We start from the raw sequence: 15,697 nt of genomic DNA, 5'->3' as shown, positions 1-15,697 counted from the left end.
CGATTGCTGCACGATGACGAGCACTGCCCCCCACCACGAGGTACGACGGGCCACCCGCGACTCGACCGACAACTACCTCGGTGGAGTGGCCGCCGGGTTGGCGCGTCACCTCGGCCTGCCCGTGATCTGGGTGCGCGTGGCGTTCATCCTCACTGCGGCGCTCGGCGGCATGGGCATCGCGATGTACGCCGGCCTCTGGATGGTGCTGCCCACCGACGAGCGGTTCAGCGACGAGGCGCCGGGCCTGGCCTCGGCCAGTCGCTCGGGCAAGCGTCCCGGCCGGGTTCGCCGGATGGCCGACATGGGACCCACGATCGCCCTGGGCGCACTGGCCTTCGGCATCGTGATCATGGTCGAGTCGGTCTTCGGGAGGGGAGCCCTCTTCTGGCCGGTCGTGCTCGGCATCGTCGGCGTCGCCCTGATCTGGCGCCAGGCCGACGAGGCACAACGCGAGCGCTGGCTCGACTCCTCCGAACGACTCGACCCGGTCAAGGCCATGTTCGGCAGTCGCACCTGGGCGTCGTACGCCCGCATCTTCGCCGGCGGTGCCCTGATCCTCTCCGGACTCGGTGTCTTCGCCCTGACCGGTGGCCGTCTCGACGTGGCCCGCGAGATCGTCGTCGCAGGCTTCCTCGGCGTGGTCGGTCTGGCGCTCGTGGTGGGGCCGTGGGTCTTCCGGCTCTCCTCCGACCTCGGCCAGGAACGCGCCGAGCGGGTGCGCAGCCAGGAACGCGCCGACGTGGCCGCGCACCTGCACGACTCGGTGCTGCAGACCCTCGCCCTGATCCAGAACAACGCCCACGACCCGGCCACCGTGGCTCGTCTCGCCCGCGCCCAGGAACGCGACCTGCGGACCTGGCTGTTCGCCGAGCAGAAGGACGAAGGCGCCTCCATCGCCGCCGCGCTGCGGGCCCTGACCGCCGAGGTCGAGGACACCTACGGCGCCACCGTCGAGACCGTCGTGGTCGGCGACGTGCCGGTCAACGAACACGTCGCGCCGATCGTCCACGCCACCCGCGAGGCGATGACCAACGCGGCCAAGCACGCCGGCACCGGCAAGATCGACGTGTACGCCGAGGTGTCGCCCTCGCGCGTCGAGATCTACGTCAAGGACCGCGGTGTCGGCTTCGACCCGTCGTCCGTGGCCGAGGACAGGCAGGGTGTCCGTGGCAGCATCGTGGCGCGCATGGAACGCCACGGAGGCAGCGCCGAGATCCGTAGTACGCCGGGTGCCGGCACCGAAGTGGTGCTGGGCATGCCCCTGCAGGAGGAGAAGTCGTGACCCGAGTCGTGATCGTCGATGACCACGCCATGTTCCGCGCCGGAGTGCGCGCCGAGCTGACCGGCGCCGCAGCCCCCGGAGCGCTCGAGATCGTCGCGGACGCCGAGGACGTGCCGACCGCGGTCGCCGCGATCCGTGAGCACCGGCCCGACGTCGTGCTCCTCGACGTGCACCTGCCCGGAGGCGGCGGCGTCGAGGTGATGCGCCAGCTGGGCACCACCGAGACCCGCTTCCTGGCGCTCAGCGTCAGCGACGCCGCCGAGGACGTCATCGGCACCATCCGGGGCGGCGCCCGCGGCTACGTCACCAAGACCATCACCGGTCCCGAGCTGGTCGCCGCGATCAAGCGCGTGGCCGAGGGCGATGCCGTGTTCTCCCCACGGCTTGCGGGTTTCGTGCTCGACGCCTTCGCCGGCTCCATCGAGGTCGCCGCCGTCGACGAGGACCTCGACCGGCTCACCGAACGCGAGCGCGAGGTGATGCGCCTGATCGCCCGGGGCTACGCCTACAAGGAGGTCGCCAAGGAGCTGTTCATCTCCGTGAAGACCGTCGAGACCCACATGTCCTCGGTGCTGCGCAAGCTCCAGCTCTCCTCGCGCCACGAGCTGACCCGATGGGCGAACGACCGCAGGCTCCTCTAGGTCGGCGTACGACGACACGCCTGTCCAGTGGCGCATCATTGACATTCGCGCGGTGTCACGGTCCGATGAAGGACGCGCAATTGCTGACGTCCATCGATTCCAGCACCGGGAGAGTGACCATGCACGTCGTCATCGCCACAGATGGTTCGCGTCAGTCCCTGACTGCGGCCAAGCAGTTCAAGTCGTTCGCCGATCCCGCCAAGGTCACCGAGGTCTCGGTCGTGGCGGTGATCCGTCCCCTGGCCGCGGTGGCGTTCGCCAACGACCTGTCCACGTCGAAGCGTGCCAAGGACCCGGGCGAGGACACCTCGTCGCGCCAGGCTGCCATCGACGCGGTCGACACGATCGCGGCCGTCTTCGACGGATGGGGCGCCAAGGTGCACAAGCGGGTCCGCAGCGGTTCGCCGGCCAACGAGATCATCAAGGCCGCCACGACGTACGGCGCCGGCCTGGTCGTCATCGCAGCCGGAGGGCGCGGGCTCAGCGACACCGTGCTGATGGGCAGTACGGCGCAACGGGTGCAGCACTACGCCCCGTGCCCTGTGCTGGTGGTGCGTCCGGCCAAGAAGCCGCGTGGCAGCAGGCGCGAGGCGGCGAAGAACGCGGCCCGCAAGGCGGTGCACGCGAAGCCCGCCACGCCGGCGAAGAAGACGCCTGCCAAGAAGACGCCTGCCAAGGCAGCGCCAGCCAAGGCAGCGCCAGCCAAGACGACACCCGCCAAGACGGCGCCGGCAAAGAGCGCCGCGAAGGCGCCGGCCAAGAAGACCGCAGCGAAGAAGACCGCTCCGAAGAAGTAGCACCCGACCGCGCCGGCTCCATGGCCACGTAGGATCCCGGCCATGGAAACCCTGCGGCTGGTGCTTCTCTTCATCCACATCCTCGGTTTCGCCGCGCTGATCGGTGGCCTGCTCTCCCAGATGGGCGCCGTCGACAAGGTGGTCAACGGGCCGATGCGCGACGGCGCCGGTACGGCGTTCCTCGCCGGCCTGGCCCTGGTCGGCGTACTCGAGGCAGGCGACGGCGACGTCAACCACGCCAAGATCGGCGTGAAGCTGGTGATCGGCCTGGTCATCCTCGGGCTGGTGATGGCCAACCTTCGCAAGCCGAGGATTCCCGACGGCCTGTTCTACGGACTGCTCGCGCTGTCGGTGGTCAACGTGGCCGTCGCGGTGTTCTGGTCCTCGGCCCACGTCTGAGGCTCGCGCCCGGCGCCTGCGCCTGACGGTCCGGCACGCGGCGCGGCAACTCTGGCTGCGACAATGAAGCCATGGCCAGCTCCGAGCACCAGTCCTCGCCCGAACGAGTCGTCATCATCGGCGGCGGACCCGGCGGCTACGAGTCGGCCCTGGTGGCCGCGCAGCTCGGCGCCGACGTGACCGTGGTCGACTCCGACGGCATCGGCGGCAGCGCCGTACTCACCGACTGCGTGCCCAGCAAGACCCTGATCGCCACCGCCGAGGTGATGACCGAGGTGGCCGACGCCGCGGAGCTGGGGGTCACGTTCCTCGACTCCGAGGGCGACGTGGCCAGCAAGGTGAAGGTCGACCTGGCCAAGGTCAACGCCCGGGTGCTGCGCCTCGCCGCCGACCAGTCCGCCGACATCGCCCGGCGCCTCGAGCGCGAGGGCGTCAAGGTGGTCAGTGGCCGCGGTCGCCTCGTCGCCTCACACGCGGGCAGCCACACGGTCGCGGTGACCGCCGCCGACGGCAGCGAGCAGACCGTCGAGGCCGACGCCGTGCTCGTGGCCACCGGTGCCGCACCGCGCACCCTGCCCTCGGCTCAGCCTGACGGCGAGCGCATCCTCACCTGGGAGCAGGTCTACGACCTCACCGAGGAACCGGAGAAGCTGATCGTGGTCGGCTCGGGTGTCACCGGCGCCGAGTTCGCCTCGGCGTACCTCGCCCTGGGCATCGACGTCACCCTCGTCTCCTCGCGCGACCGGGTGCTGCCCGGCGAGGACGCCGACGCCTCCGCCGTCCTCGAGGACGTCTCCAAGCGGCGCGGCATGAACGTGCTCTCGAAGTCGCGCATGGAGTCGGTGACCCGTGACGGCGACACCGTCACCGTCACGTTGACGGACGGCCGTAGCGTCACCGGCTCGCACTGCATCCTCGCCCTCGGGTCGATCCCGAACACCGCGGACCTCGGACTCGAGGAGGCCGGCGTCCGGGTCGACGACGGCGGGTTCATCAAGGTCGACAAGGTCTCGCGCACGTCGGCGCGCGGGGTGTACGCCGCGGGCGACTGCACCGGCGTCCTGATGCTGGCCTCGGTCGCCGCCATGCAGGGTCGCATCGCGATGTGGCACTTCCTCGGCGACGCGGTCGCGCCGCTCGACCTGCGCAAGGTGTCCTCCAACGTCTTCACCGCGCCCGAGATCGCCACCGTAGGCTGCTCGCAGAAGGCGGTCGACGACGGCGAGATCATCGCCGAGGTCGTGATGCTCAAGCTCTCGGGCAACCCGCGGGCGAAGATGCAGGGTGTGCGTGACGGCTTCGTGAAGCTGTTCTGCCGTCCCGGAACAGGCACTGTCGTCGGTGGCGTCGTGGTCGGTCCGCGCGCGTCCGAGCTGATCCACCCGGTCTCGATCGCGGTGGCCGAGGCGCTCACCGCCGACCAGGTGGCCCAGGTGTTCACGGTCTACCCGTCGATGTCGGGCTCCATCGCGGAAGCCGCGCGCCGCCTGCACAACGTTTGAGCGTGGTGACCGGGCGGGCGTCAGTCGTCGGCCAGGGTGTGCCGCAGGTAGCGCATCGGGGCGTCGAGGTAGGCCTTCCAGTGATGGACCAGCTCCAGCTCGTCCCACGTCGTCTCGCGCAGCCCCCAGTCGCCGACCTCGATGATGCGCGCCCCCGGCATCGCCGCAAGGACGGGGGAGTGCGTCGCGCACAGCACCTGGCCGCCCGCGGCCGCGATGTCGTGCAGCGCCCGGATCAACGTCAGCGTCGACCCGAAGGACAATGCCGCCTCCGGCTCGTCGAGACAGTAGAAGCTGGGTGAGGAGAACTTGCGCCTGAGCACCTCGAGGAACGACTCTCCGTGGCTCATCGCGTGGTAGTCGGCGTCATTGGGTCCGCCGTGCTCGTCCATGTAGGTGTACCACCCGTGCATGGTCTCGGCGCGCAGGAAGAATCCCCAGCGTGCACTGCCGATGCCGCGCTGGATCCGGAGACTGGCATGCAGCGGTGACTCGGTGGTGCGGGTCTCGTGCCGGCCATGGGCGCTGCCGCCCTCGGGTGAGAGCCCGTAGGCAGCAGCGACCGCCTCGACCAGGGTGGACTTGCCGGAGCCGTTCTCGCCGACGAGGAAGGTCACGCCCGGCGGGAGGTCGAGCCCTCGGGCCAGCAGCTGTGCCACGGCCGGAATCGTGGCGGGCCACTCGGTCGGTGGCAGGTCATCGTCGGGGTCGCGGCTGATCCGCACCACGGGCGGCTGGTCGAACTTCACGGTGCCACCTTGGCAGGTGGGTCAGAAGCCGCCGAAGTCTCCACCGCCGAAGTCGAAGCCGCCGCCGTCGCCGCCCCAGCCACCGTCGAAGCCACCGCCACCGTCGCCTCCGCCGTCTCCACCACCGGAGTCGCCGCCCCAGCCGCCGTCGAAGCCGCCACCGTCGCCTCCGCCGTCTCCACCACCGTCGCCACCGCCGGCGGACCAGTCCTCGCCTCCGCCGCCGTCGGCGCCGGAGAGGTCACCGTCACCGCTGGTGACGTCGGGGCTCCACACACCGGCCATCATCGACCCGATCAGGAAGCCGGGAAACAGTCCGTTCATCGCGTAGGAGCCGTAGTAGCCGTTGGCGTACTGGCTGTAGGCCGGGCCGCCTTGGTACCACGGCACCATGCGGGACCCGTCGCGCACGCGGCGTACGTCGGGCTCGGCGCCGGCCTCGACACGCTCGGCGTCGGCGAGACAGACCGGCACCTCGCGCGGGATGCCGCCCGGCGGCGCCCAGGACACGTCGGCCTGCGCGGGCCCGTGCCTCGGGTTGAAGAAGCACGGGGGTCGGCGCTGGGGGAGCGGCTGGTTGTCCTGGCGAGCCAGCACGCAGGCCTGCGCATAGCGGCCGTCCTCGAGGGTGCGGGTGACAGCGGTGATGTCTTCGGGAGTGCGCACGTCGTCGAGCAAGGACTTGGCGTCCTCGTAGCAGTCGAGCGCGCGCTGGTAGTCCTGCCGCATGGGGACGTCGAGCTCGGTGGCGAGGGTGTCGATGTGGAGCTCCTGGAGCTCTTCCCCGAAGCGGGTGACGTCCTCCTCGGCGACCCGCTTGACCTTGGTCACCGCGTCTTCCTTGGTGCGCACGAGTTCCTTGCGGTTGCGTTGCTGGGTCGCCACGAGTGCGGCCACCGCCAGGACCGCCAGGAGGAGCATGATCCACACCATGCACCCACGCTAGCAACGCCGTGGAAACTACGGGTCTGTAATTCACAGGGTTCCGTGGACAGGCCGCAATCGTCCGTGTTGGGATCAATGGTCACTCCCGTTTCCACCTGTCCCAATGATCTCGGAGCACCCCATGCGGCGCACGTTCCCCGCCCTGGTCGCCGGCGCACTGGCCATCGGAGCGCTCGTCCTCACCACGGCGATCGCGCCGAGCAGCGCGCGCACGGTCACCGTCGACCAGCGCTACCCCATGCCCAGCACCGGCAAGATCGCGATCGTGGGGCACGGCTACGGACATGGCCACGGCATGTCGCAGTACGGCGCCGAGGGTGCCGCTCGACAGGGCCTCACCTGGCAGCAGATCACCTCCTTCTACTACCCGGGCACGAAGGTCGCCAACGGCAGCGGGCTGGTCACGGTGCTGGTCAGCGCCGACACCAGCCCGGACGTCGTGGTCGACGCTCGAGCCGGCCTGCGCGTGGGCAGCCACGCGCAGCACAAGGGCTGGACACTTCCGGCCAAGGGCACCGGCCAGTGGCGGCTGCGCGGAACGACGCGGACCCGCACCCGCGTGGAGTTCCGGAGCGGCGACACCTGGACGGTGTGGCGGATCTTCGCGGGCACCGGCAGCTTCTACGCCTCCGGCCTGCCGATCCGGCTCCGCTACGGGTCGACGTCGGTGCTCTATCGCGGTCGTCTCATCGCGGCGTTCCCGCGCGCCGGGTCGACGGACGTCGACACGGTCAACGCGCTGGACATCGACGCGTACATCAAGGGCGTGATCCCCGCGGAGATGCCGGCCACCTGGACCCCTGCCGCCGTACAGGCCCAGGCGGTTGCGGCCCGCACCTACGCGTCGTACGAGAAGCAGCACCCGCGCGCTAAGCACTACCAGATCTGCGACACCACCTCGTGCCAGGTGTACGGCGGCTACTCGCGCGAGCACCCCGCCTCGAACGCCGCGGTCGACGCGACCCGGGGACGGATCCTGACCTACGCCGGGGCTCCGGCGTTCACCCAGTTCGGCTCGAGCAGCGGCGGTTGGACCTCGGCGAACCAGTTCCCCTACCTGCCCGCCAAGGCCGACCCGTACGACGACTGGTCCGGAAACGCCAACCATGATTGGCGAATCGAGCTCGACGTGTCGCGCATCGAGAAGGCCTGGCCGACGATCGGCAACCTGCGCCAGATCCGGGTGACCAGTCGCGACGGGCACGGCCAGTGGCAGGGTCGCATCGAGCGGATGACCTTGGTCGGCGGCACTAGGAGCGTGACGATCGGCGGTGACGAGTTCCGCTCGAGGCTCGGCCTGAAGTCCACCTGGGTCAGCTTCGCCGCCGCAGCCGCTCCGCGGAAGACGGCCACCTCGAGGTCGGCTCTTCCCGAAGACGCGGCGGACACCTCTGTTCTCGACTGATCGAAGGCGACGGAAAGTCCATTGCGGTGGACCGGACCGTTGGGCAGGATCGGCTCATGGTCACGGTCGAGGACGTGCGTCAGCTGGCGCTGACCCTGCCGCGCACCACGGAGCACTTCATCCACGGGCGGGTGAAGTTCCGGGTCAAGCAGATCGTCTACGTCTCGTTCTCCCGGGACGGAAGCCTGATGGGCTTCGGGTTCCCGAAGGATGAGCGGGCCGCCCTGGTCGAGAGCGAGCCCGACAAGTTCCAGCTGCCGCGCGAGTCGGACCTGCGCTTCCACTGGGTGGTGGCCCGCATGGACGCGCTCGACCTCGAGGAGATGACCGAGCTGGTCACCGACGCCTGGGCCATGGTGGTGCCCAAGTTCCTGGTTCGAGAACACTTCGCCGAGCTGCCCGACCACGAGTGATCGAGCAGGACCAACTGGACGATCCGCCCAGCAGCTAGTCCGAGGCAACGGCAGCCAGCACCTGGTCGCAGAACGCCCGGAAGTCGGTGTCCAGGCCGTCAAGGAGTTCCTCCAGGGCGCGGGCGCTGGATGCACTGCTTCGGAGCGAGCAGTGCAGCAGCCGATCGCCAACTTCGTAGCCGTAGCCCAGGCCGCCGTAGAACGGGGCTGTGGTCTCCCACCGGAGCGTGGTGTCCCACGGCGCATGGTCGGCCAGAGGCTGGTGCGAAGCTCCTGCAGTTCCGGCCGGGATGTCGAGTTCGGCGAAACGGTCATCCGTCAGCGGTCCGAGTCCGGACGCCACGCCGATGAAAACCGCGGGCTGACCGATTCCGTCATCACCGGGGTCCAGGTCGGGGGTCCAGCTGCAGCCGACCGAGGGTGTTCCGTCCGGGCCGGTGGCCTTCCGCATCTCTGTTCCCGTGACCACGTCGGCCACGTCGGCCGTGAGCGCATTGCAGTCGATGGTCTTGGGTAGAGGGTCACGGGGCTGCTCCAGAACTGGCGTCCGGACCTCTTGTCCGTCACTTTCGTCGTGGCTGCAACCCGACGCCGCCAACAGAATCACCAGGCAGATCAAGATGCGAAGCGGCATTGAGTCTCCCGAATGATCGCGTGGTCAAGACAGTTCGTCTCGATGGTCTCGCCGCCCTCCTGTGACCAGGAGCAGGCACAGACCCGCCAGGACCATGCCGAGTCCCAGCACCAACCATCCGGCCGGAACCCCGCCGGTGTCAGGCAGTTCGCCGCCGGACGGGACGTCGGGCGGCGTCTCCGAGGGCGGTTCGGTGGGGTTGCTCGTGGGGGACTCCGATGGCGAGGGCGAGGCGGTGGGTGTCGCGGTGTCGTCGTCGGCCACGAGCCGGAAGTCCTGGTCGCCCCGGATCTCTCCGGCGGCCGTGATCTCCACGGAGCGGGTCGACGGGCCGTCCACGCGGGTGCCGTCCGGAGCGGTGACCGCGATGGTCCAGGTGCCGGGCGGCAGGTCGTCGAGGAAGTAGCGTCCCTCCCCGTCGGTGGTGAGGACCCGGGTGCCGCCCGGTCCCTCGACGGTGACCACGACACCCGGGACCGGTGTGCCGGCACGCGTGACCTGGCCGCCCAGTGCCCCACTCCGTTCGAGGGCGAAGTCCTGGTTCGTGAGGTCGGTGCCGTTCACGGTCACCGGGCGGCTGGTGGCCCCGGCGTAGCCGTCCGGCGCGACGATCGCCAGCGTGTAGTCCCCGTCGGGCACCCTGGTGAGGTCGTAGCTGCCGTCGGCGCGGGTCGAGGTGGTCAAGGGCGCGCCGCCCCCGGTCGGGGTCAGGGTGACCTGTACGCCGCCCAAGGTTCCGCCACCGCCGGTGACCGTGCCGGACACCGCAGGCAGGGCCAGCACCACGAAGTCCTGGTCGACCACCGGTGACGTGTCGATCTCGATGCCCGTCCGCTCGGTGCCCTCTGGGCCGGGGCGGTATCCGGCGGGAACGGTCACGGCCACCGCGTAGCCGATGCCGATCTCGCAGTCGTCGAAGAGATACGTGCCGTCCGGGGAGGTGGTGGTCGTGATTGGCGTGCCACCTCCGGGTGGGGTGAGCGTGACGGCCACTCCCGCCACCGGACTGCCCGCACCGTCGCGCACCGTGCCGCTGAGCGGCTGCGGGATGATCGCGCGCACGTCGAAGTCGGCGCGGGAGGCAGGGTCGCCGTCGTTGCCACGGTTCGACACCGTCTGCTGCGACGACCCGATCACGGCGCACGTTGCGGGGGCCGAGAGCCGCACGAGGTAACCATCCTGGGTGGCGAACTCCCCGAAGTCGTAGGAGCCGTCCGCCGCCGGCGAGGTGCTGGCGAGCTGTTCGCCGTACGGCGACGCCAGGGTCAGCACGACCTCGGTGATCGGACAGCTCCCGCTGACCGACTGGTCGGTGACGGTGCCGCCGATGGGCCGGGCCCGGCTGACGAACCAGGTCTGGTAGACGGGGAACCCGGCACGTCGCGTGTAGGTGAAGGTCAGGCTGGTCAGGCGGACGTCGGGCTCGAACCAGCCGCTGGCACCGGAGGTGTCGACCGCGCCGGCGTTGCCGGTGAGGGTGCCGGTCGCGGCGTCCCACGTGGGGAGGTCGGTCTCGCCGGCGTAGTTGAACGTGCCCTGGAACCACGAGTCGGTCTCGGCGGCGCTCACCTCGTTGCCGTCCTCGTCCGTGGCACGCACCCGCACGAGGTCGGCGTCGATGTCGCCCAGCACGAACGCCCATCCGGTGTCGGGAGTGGGGTGCTCGAACGTGTAGGTCGTCGTGGACGGCGTGGTGGCGGTGTCGGCGCGGGGGCGCAGCACGACGTAGGCCTGGTTGCGGCTGGAGCCGTACTTGGCGCCCGGAGGCGTGGCCGTGCCCAGGAAGGTCGAGGCACCGGACGGCAGCTGCACGTTGCTGCGGGAGTCGGAGCGCATGCCCGCGGCCGGGAAGCCCGGCGCCTGCTGTCGCACCGTCGTGGAGTAGTCGTTAGACGTGCCGGTGATCGGGTCCCAGGCGGCCCAGCGATCGGTCATCGCCCAGGAGGCAGGGGCCAGCAGCGCCATCAGGAGCAGGAAGACCACGGGGAACGCAACGCGACGCCACACNGGGGGGGGGTCAGCCGAGCACCAGGATCAGGTCGCCGCCCTCGACGGAACGCGTGTCCGGTACGGCGACGCGCTCGACGGTGCCCGCCATCGGTGCGGTGATCGAGGCCTCCATCTTCATCGCCTCGATGGTGGCGACGGCCTCGCCGGCCTCGACCTTGTCGCCCTCGGCAACGGTCACCGTGACCACGCCCTGGAACGGCGCCGCGACCTGACCGGGCTTGCCGGGCTCGGCCTTCTCGGTGGCGGCGACCTCGGCCGCGACGCCGCGGTCGCGCACGCTGATCGGGCGGAGCTGGCCGTTGATCGTGCACATCACCGAGCGGTAGCCGCGCTCGTCGGGCTCGCCGATCGCCTGCAGCCCGAGCAGCATCTTCTTGCCCGGCTCGAGGTCGACCTCGTGCTCCTCGCCGGCGTTGAGGCCGTAGAGGTAGTCGATGGTCGGCAGGATCGAGGTGTCGCCGTACTGTGCGCGGGCCTCGGCGAACTCGCGGGCCGGGCCGGGGAACAGCAGCTCGTTGAGGGTGCGCCGGCGGTCGCTGTCGAGCCCGGCGACCTGCTCGGGGGTCAACGCCGGTGCGGGCCTGCGGGCCGTGCGGCCCTCGAGTGCCTTGGTGCGGAACGGCTCGGGCCAGCCACCGGGCGGGTCGCCCAGCTCACCGCCGAGGAAGCCGATCACCGAGTCGGGGATGTCGAACTTCGCGGGGTTCTCCGCGAACTCGGCCGGGTCGGCGCCGACCGCGACCAGGTGCAGGGCGAGGTCGCCGACCACCTTCGACGACGGGGTCACCTTCACGATGTTGCCGAGGATGTCGTTGGCCGCGGCGTACATGTCCTCGATCTGCTCGAACTTCTCGCCGAGGCCGAGCGCGATCGCCTGCTGGCGCAGGTTGGAGAGCTGTCCGCCGGGGATCTCGTGGGTGTAGACCCGGCCGGTCGGCGAGGGCAGGCCCGACTCGAAGGGCGCGTAGACCCGACGGGTGGCCTCCCAGTAGGGCTCCAGGGCGCAGACCGCGTCGAGGGAGAGCCCGGTCTCGCGGGCCGAGTGGTCGGTGGCCGACACCAGTGCGGAGAGCGGCGGCTGCGACGTCGTCCCGGCCAGGGCTGCGGAGCAGGCGTCGACCGCGTCGACACCGGCGTCGATGGCGGCAAGGAGCGTGCCGAGCTGTCCGCCGGGGGTGTCGTGGGTGTGCAGGTGCACCGGCAGGTCGAACTCGTCGCGGAGTGCGGTGACCAGGGTGCGGGCCGCCGGGGCGCGGAGCAGGCCGGCCATGTCCTTGATCGCCAGCACGTGGGCGCCCGCGTCGACGATGCGCCCGGCCAGCTTCAGGTAGTAGTCGAGCGTGTAGATCTTCTCCGCAGGATCGGACAGGTCGCCGGTGTAGCACAGCGCCACCTCGGCGATGGTCGTACCGGTGTCGCGCACCGCCGCGATCGCGGGCGCCATCTGGGAGACGTCGTTGAGTGCGTCGAAGATGCGGAAGACGTCGATGCCGGTCGCCGCGGCCTCGTGCACGAACGCGTCGGTGACCTCCGTCGGGTACGGCGTGTAGCCGACCGTGTTGCGTCCGCGAAGCAGCATCTGGAGACAGATGTTGGGCACTGCCTCGCGCAGGGCGGCCAGGCGTTCCCACGGGTCCTCGGCGAGGAAGCGCAGCGCCACGTCGTACGTCGCCCCGCCCCACGCCTCGATCGAGAGCAGTTCCGGTGTCATCCGGGCTACGTGGCCGGCCACGCCGACCAGGTCACGGGTGCGCACCCGGGTGGCCAACAGCGACTGGTGGGCGTCGCGGAACGTGGTGTCGGTGACCCCGACGGTGGTCTGGGCGCGCAGGCTCCGCGCGAACTCCTCGGGCCCCAGGGCCAGCAGGCGCTGCCGCGAGCCGTCGGGCGCGGGCACGTCGAGGTCGAGCGTTGGCAGCTTGGTGGCCGGGTCGAGCCGGGTCGGGGCCGGGCCGTGGGGCTGGTTGACCGTCACGTCGGCCAGGTAGTTCAACAGCTTGGTGCCGCGGTCGCCGCTGGCCCGGACCGAGAGGAGCTGCGGGTGCTCCTCGATGAAGGCGGTGGTCACCCGGCCGGCCACGAAGTCGGGGTCGTCGAGGACGGCCTGGAGGAACGCGATGTTGGTCTCGACGCCACGGATGCGGAACTCCGCGATCGCGCGACGCGCCTTCTCGACGGCCTTGCCGAAGTCGCGGCCGCGGCAGGTCAGCTTCGCGAGCATCGAGTCGAAGTGCGCGGAGACCTCGGCGCCGGTGTAGGTCGTACCGCCGTCGAGGCGCACGCCCGGCCCGCCGGGGGAGCGGTACGTCGTGATCTTGCCGGTGTCGGGACGGAAACCGTTGGCGGGGTCCTCGGTGGTGATGCGGCACTGCAGCGCCGCCCCGCGCAACGTGATCGACTCCTGGGAGAGGCCGAGGTCGGCGAGCGTCGCACCCGCGGCGATGCGCATCTGGGACTGCACCAGGTCGACGTCGGTGACCTCTTCGGTGACCGTGTGCTCGACCTGGATGCGCGGGTTCATCTCGATGAAGACGTGGTTGCCCGACGCGTCGACGAGGAACTCGACGGTGCCGGCGTTGCGGTAGCCGATCTCGCGCGCGAAGCGCAGGGCGTCGTCGCACATGCGATCGCGCAGGGCCGGGTCGAGGTTGGGCGCCGGGGCGATCTCGATGACCTTCTGGTGCCGACGCTGCACCGAACAGTCGCGCTCGAAGAGGTGGATCGCCTCGCCGGTGGCGTCGGCCAGCACCTGCACCTCGATGTGGCGCGGGTCGACCACGGCCTGCTCGATGAAGACGGTCGGGTCCCCGAACGCCGCCTCGCCCTCGCGCATGCAGGTGGCGACCGCGTCGCGCAGGTCGGCCGGGTCATCGACGCGACGCATGCCACGGCCACCGCCACCGGCGACCGCCTTGACGAACAAGGGATAAGGCAGCGCCTCGGCGGCGGTGACCAGCTCGTCGACGTCGGTCGACGGGGCGACGCCGGCCAGGGTCGGCACCCCGGCCGCCTTCGCGGCGGCGATCGCGCGGGCCTTGTTGCCGGCCAGGGTGAGTACGTCGGCCGTGGGCCCGATGAACGTGATGCCCGCGGCCGCACAGGCCTCGGCCAGTGCGGGGTTCTCGGAGAGGAAGCCGTAGCCCGGATAGATCGCGTCGGCGCCGGAGCGCAGGGCGACCTCGACGATCGCCTCGGGGTCGAGGTAGGCCCGCACCGGGTGGCCGCGCTCGCCGATCTCGTAGGCCTCGTCGGCCTTCAGCCGGTGCTCGGACCACCTGTCCTCGTGGGGGAACACCGCGACCGTGCGCGCACCGATCTCGTAGGCCGCCCGGAAGGCCCGGATCGCGATCTCGCCACGGTTGGCGACGAGAACCTTGGAGAACATGTGCCCACGGTAGCCAGCGTCGCTCATGCGGTGAGAGCCGTCTCAAGGATCTCGGCGGTCCGCTGGTAGTGCTGGCGCAGGCGCTCGACCGCGGTCTCGCTGTCACGGGCCAGCGTGGCCTCGAGTATCTCGCGGTGCTCGCAGGCCACGTCGCGACCGGTCTCGCGGGTCTGTGACCAGCGGCGGTAGAACTCGGCGGCGTCGCGCAGGCTGCAGGCGATGTCGAGGAGCCGCGGGCTGCCGCATCCGTCGAGCAGGGCGATGTGGAACCGACCGTGGGCCTCCTCCCACTCGTCGGAGATGCGGGGCGGGCCGTCGGTGGTCAGCATCGGCGTCCGCTCGAGCTTGTGGTGGGCGCCGACCATGTCGGCCTCCCAGTCGACCCCGCCGCGCTCGATGGCATAGGCCAGCGCGATCGTCTCGATGTCGATGCGGGTCGCGGTGAGATCACGCAGGTCATCGATGGAGACCGAGCGCACCTTGAAGCCGATCTTCGGCTCGGACTCGACCAGGCCCTGTTCGACCAGCCGGGTCAGTGCTTCGCGGATCACGCTGACGCTGGCGCCGTACCGCTCACAGAGCGAGGCGAACTTGAGGCGTTCTCCGGGCTGGTGCACGCCACCGAGCACGTCGGCACGCAGCAATGCGTGCACGGCCTCGGTGTTGGCACGGGTCTTCTCCTGGGTCATGGGAACAGCGTAGCAGCAAGCGCACATTCTAGAAATATTCGAAAATCTCTTGCTTGTTCGAGAATCGCGAGGAAAACTGTGTGAAGCAGACCACTCTCAGATCCAGGAGGCTTCTCCATGACTCAATCTCCAAGGCACCTCGTCATCGTCGGCGGCACGAAGGGCCTCGGGCTCGAGATCGCCCGTGCGGCCGTCGCCCGCGGAGACCGGGTCACCGTGGTCGGTCGCACCCGTGAGGTCGCCGAGGTGGAAGCGAAGAAGTTGGGGGAGAACGCGCTCGCCGGCGTGTGCGACCTGACCGACTGGGCCTCCCTGGAGTCCTTCTTCGACAGCGTGGGCCCGATCGACCACCTGGTCCTGGCCGCGCTCGACCGCGACCAGAACACCATCAAGGACTTCCGGCCCGACGACGCAGCCCGCACCTCGTTGATGAAGAACGTCGGCTACGCGGCCAGCGTGCACTACGCGCTCCCGCACCTGTCGCCCGAAGGCTCGGTCCTGCTGTTCAGCGGCCTGTCGATGTGGCGGCCGATGCCCGGCTCGACCACCATCTCGATGGCCAACGCCGGCGTCGTCGGCCTCGGCAACTCCCTGGCCGTCGAGATCGCTCCCGTGCGCGTCAACGTCATCACGCCCGGCGTCGTGATGGGCACCGAGGCCGTCGACGAGGCCGACCCGGTGCGCGCCGAGACCTACGAGCGGCTGCGTCAGCGCACACCCGGCAAGAGGCTGCCCGAGCCCGCGCACATCGTGGCCGCGGCCTTCGCACTCATCGACAACCCCGGAATCAACGCGGCGAATCTCGTGGTCGACGCGGGCATGCACCTCATCTGACACCCCCACGAA

At 70.2% G+C, this 15,697-nt stretch carries 14 protein-coding genes; 8 read left to right on the top strand and 6 right to left on the bottom strand.

What is annotated here, in order from left to right; all coding sequences use genetic code 11:
• Positions 1-13 precede the first annotated feature (13 nt).
• The 5 genes from ASH02_RS12710 to ASH02_RS12690 all read left to right on the top strand — a co-directional run bounded on the left by ASH02_RS12710 (position 14) and on the right by ASH02_RS12690 (position 4,621).
• Complete coding sequence (locus tag ASH02_RS12710; protein WP_082599294.1) at positions 14-1,282, top strand: ATP-binding protein; 1,269 nt, start codon at positions 14-16, stop codon at positions 1,280-1,282.
• Entirely contained in the window at positions 1,279-1,923 is a 645-nt protein-coding gene (locus ASH02_RS12705; RefSeq protein WP_082563801.1) for a LuxR C-terminal-related transcriptional regulator, read from the top strand. Before ASH02_RS12710 ends, ASH02_RS12705 begins: the two co-directional genes overlap by 4 nt.
• 119 nt (positions 1,924-2,042) lie before the next feature.
• Positions 2,043-2,720: a universal stress protein gene (locus ASH02_RS12700; protein ID WP_082620882.1), complete on the top strand. Its 678-nt coding sequence runs from the start codon at positions 2,043-2,045 to the stop codon at positions 2,718-2,720.
• 42 nt (positions 2,721-2,762) lie between these two features.
• The gene (locus ASH02_RS12695; protein ID WP_056681593.1) at positions 2,763-3,119 is read left to right on the top strand and encodes a hypothetical protein; all 357 of its coding nucleotides are present in this window, start codon (positions 2,763-2,765) and stop codon (positions 3,117-3,119) included.
• Positions 3,120-3,190: 71 nt separating this feature from the next.
• A complete protein-coding gene (locus tag ASH02_RS12690; RefSeq protein ID WP_056889956.1) occupies positions 3,191-4,621 on the top strand; it encodes an NAD(P)H-quinone dehydrogenase in 1,431 nt (476 codons plus the stop codon).
• A 20-nt stretch (positions 4,622-4,641) separates the two neighbouring features.
• Here the strand turns inward: ASH02_RS12690 and ASH02_RS12685 are convergent, their stop codons facing one another.
• Complete coding sequence (locus ASH02_RS12685; protein ID WP_057294861.1) at positions 4,642-5,370, bottom strand: AAA family ATPase; 729 nt, start codon at positions 5,368-5,370, stop codon at positions 4,642-4,644.
• A 21-nt stretch (positions 5,371-5,391) separates the two neighbouring features.
• Positions 5,392-6,303 carry a hypothetical protein gene (locus ASH02_RS26385; protein ID WP_057294860.1) on the bottom strand — a complete coding sequence of 304 codons (912 nt, stop codon included), beginning with the start codon at positions 6,301-6,303 and terminating at the stop codon, positions 5,392-5,394.
• Between the two features lie 133 nt (positions 6,304-6,436).
• On the opposite strand from ASH02_RS26385, the gene ASH02_RS12675 reads away from it, so the two are divergent.
• The gene (locus tag ASH02_RS12675; protein WP_162262586.1) at positions 6,437-7,720 is read left to right on the top strand and encodes a SpoIID/LytB domain-containing protein; all 1,284 of its coding nucleotides are present in this window, start codon (positions 6,437-6,439) and stop codon (positions 7,718-7,720) included.
• A 56-nt stretch (positions 7,721-7,776) separates the two neighbouring features.
• On the top strand, positions 7,777-8,133 hold the full coding sequence (locus tag ASH02_RS12670) for an MmcQ/YjbR family DNA-binding protein (RefSeq protein WP_057294858.1): 357 nt from the start codon (positions 7,777-7,779) through the stop codon (positions 8,131-8,133).
• A 34-nt stretch (positions 8,134-8,167) separates the two neighbouring features.
• On the opposite strand, the gene ASH02_RS12665 is transcribed toward ASH02_RS12670, so the two are convergent.
• From ASH02_RS12665 to ASH02_RS12650, 4 genes are all read right to left on the bottom strand, one after another.
• Positions 8,168-8,752 (bottom strand): hypothetical protein, encoded by a 585-nt coding sequence (locus ASH02_RS12665; protein WP_156409763.1) that lies wholly within the window; start codon positions 8,750-8,752, stop codon positions 8,168-8,170.
• Between the two features lie 39 nt (positions 8,753-8,791).
• The gene (locus tag ASH02_RS27545) at positions 8,792-10,603 is read right to left on the bottom strand and encodes an MSCRAMM family protein (RefSeq protein WP_442938414.1); all 1,812 of its coding nucleotides are present in this window, start codon (positions 10,601-10,603) and stop codon (positions 8,792-8,794) included.
• Between the two features lie 181 nt (positions 10,604-10,784).
• Entirely contained in the window at positions 10,785-14,162 is a 3,378-nt protein-coding gene (locus ASH02_RS12655; RefSeq protein ID WP_056684876.1) for a pyruvate carboxylase, read from the bottom strand.
• 23 nt (positions 14,163-14,185) lie between these two features.
• Positions 14,186-14,851: a GntR family transcriptional regulator gene (locus tag ASH02_RS12650; protein WP_057294855.1), complete on the bottom strand. Its 666-nt coding sequence runs from the start codon at positions 14,849-14,851 to the stop codon at positions 14,186-14,188.
• Between the two features lie 117 nt (positions 14,852-14,968).
• Here ASH02_RS12650 and ASH02_RS12645 point away from each other — a divergent pair, with 117 nt between their 5' ends.
• Entirely contained in the window at positions 14,969-15,685 is a 717-nt protein-coding gene (locus ASH02_RS12645) for an SDR family oxidoreductase (RefSeq protein ID WP_056681584.1), read from the top strand.
• Positions 15,686-15,697: the final 12 nt, after the last annotated feature.

The sequence above is a fragment of the Nocardioides sp. Soil796 genome, assembly GCF_001429525.1.
In the GTDB taxonomy this organism is placed as follows: Bacteria; Actinomycetota; Actinomycetes; order Propionibacteriales; family Nocardioidaceae; genus Nocardioides.
Note: the sequence above shows the minus strand (reverse complement) of the source record. Positions and strands in the feature narration are given on the sequence as shown.

Bases quoted from the DNA above. Each gene is read 5' to 3' on its own strand.
- ASH02_RS12650 (WP_057294855.1), bottom strand. From the start codon at position 14,851: ATGACCCAGGAGAAGACCCGTGCCAACACCGAGGCCGTGCACGCATTG.
- ASH02_RS26385 (WP_057294860.1), bottom strand. From the start codon at position 6,303: ATGGTGTGGATCATGCTCCTCCTGGCGGTCCTGGCGGTGGCCGCACTC.
- ASH02_RS12675 (WP_162262586.1), top strand. From the start codon at position 6,437: ATGCGGCGCACGTTCCCCGCCCTGGTCGCCGGCGCACTGGCCATCGGA.
- ASH02_RS12670 (WP_057294858.1), top strand. From the start codon at position 7,777: ATGGTCACGGTCGAGGACGTGCGTCAGCTGGCGCTGACCCTGCCGCGC.
- ASH02_RS12655 (WP_056684876.1), bottom strand. From the start codon at position 14,162: ATGTTCTCCAAGGTTCTCGTCGCCAACCGTGGCGAGATCGCGATCCGG.
- ASH02_RS12700 (WP_082620882.1), top strand. From the start codon at position 2,043: ATGCACGTCGTCATCGCCACAGATGGTTCGCGTCAGTCCCTGACTGCG.
- ASH02_RS12690 (WP_056889956.1), top strand. From the start codon at position 3,191: ATGGCCAGCTCCGAGCACCAGTCCTCGCCCGAACGAGTCGTCATCATC.
- ASH02_RS12695 (WP_056681593.1), top strand. From the start codon at position 2,763: ATGGAAACCCTGCGGCTGGTGCTTCTCTTCATCCACATCCTCGGTTTC.
- ASH02_RS27545 (WP_442938414.1), bottom strand. From the start codon at position 10,603: ATGCGCTCCGACTCCCGCAGCAACGTGCAGCTGCCGTCCGGTGCCTCG.
- ASH02_RS12645 (WP_056681584.1), top strand. From the start codon at position 14,969: ATGACTCAATCTCCAAGGCACCTCGTCATCGTCGGCGGCACGAAGGGC.
- ASH02_RS12710 (WP_082599294.1), top strand. From the start codon at position 14: ATGACGAGCACTGCCCCCCACCACGAGGTACGACGGGCCACCCGCGAC.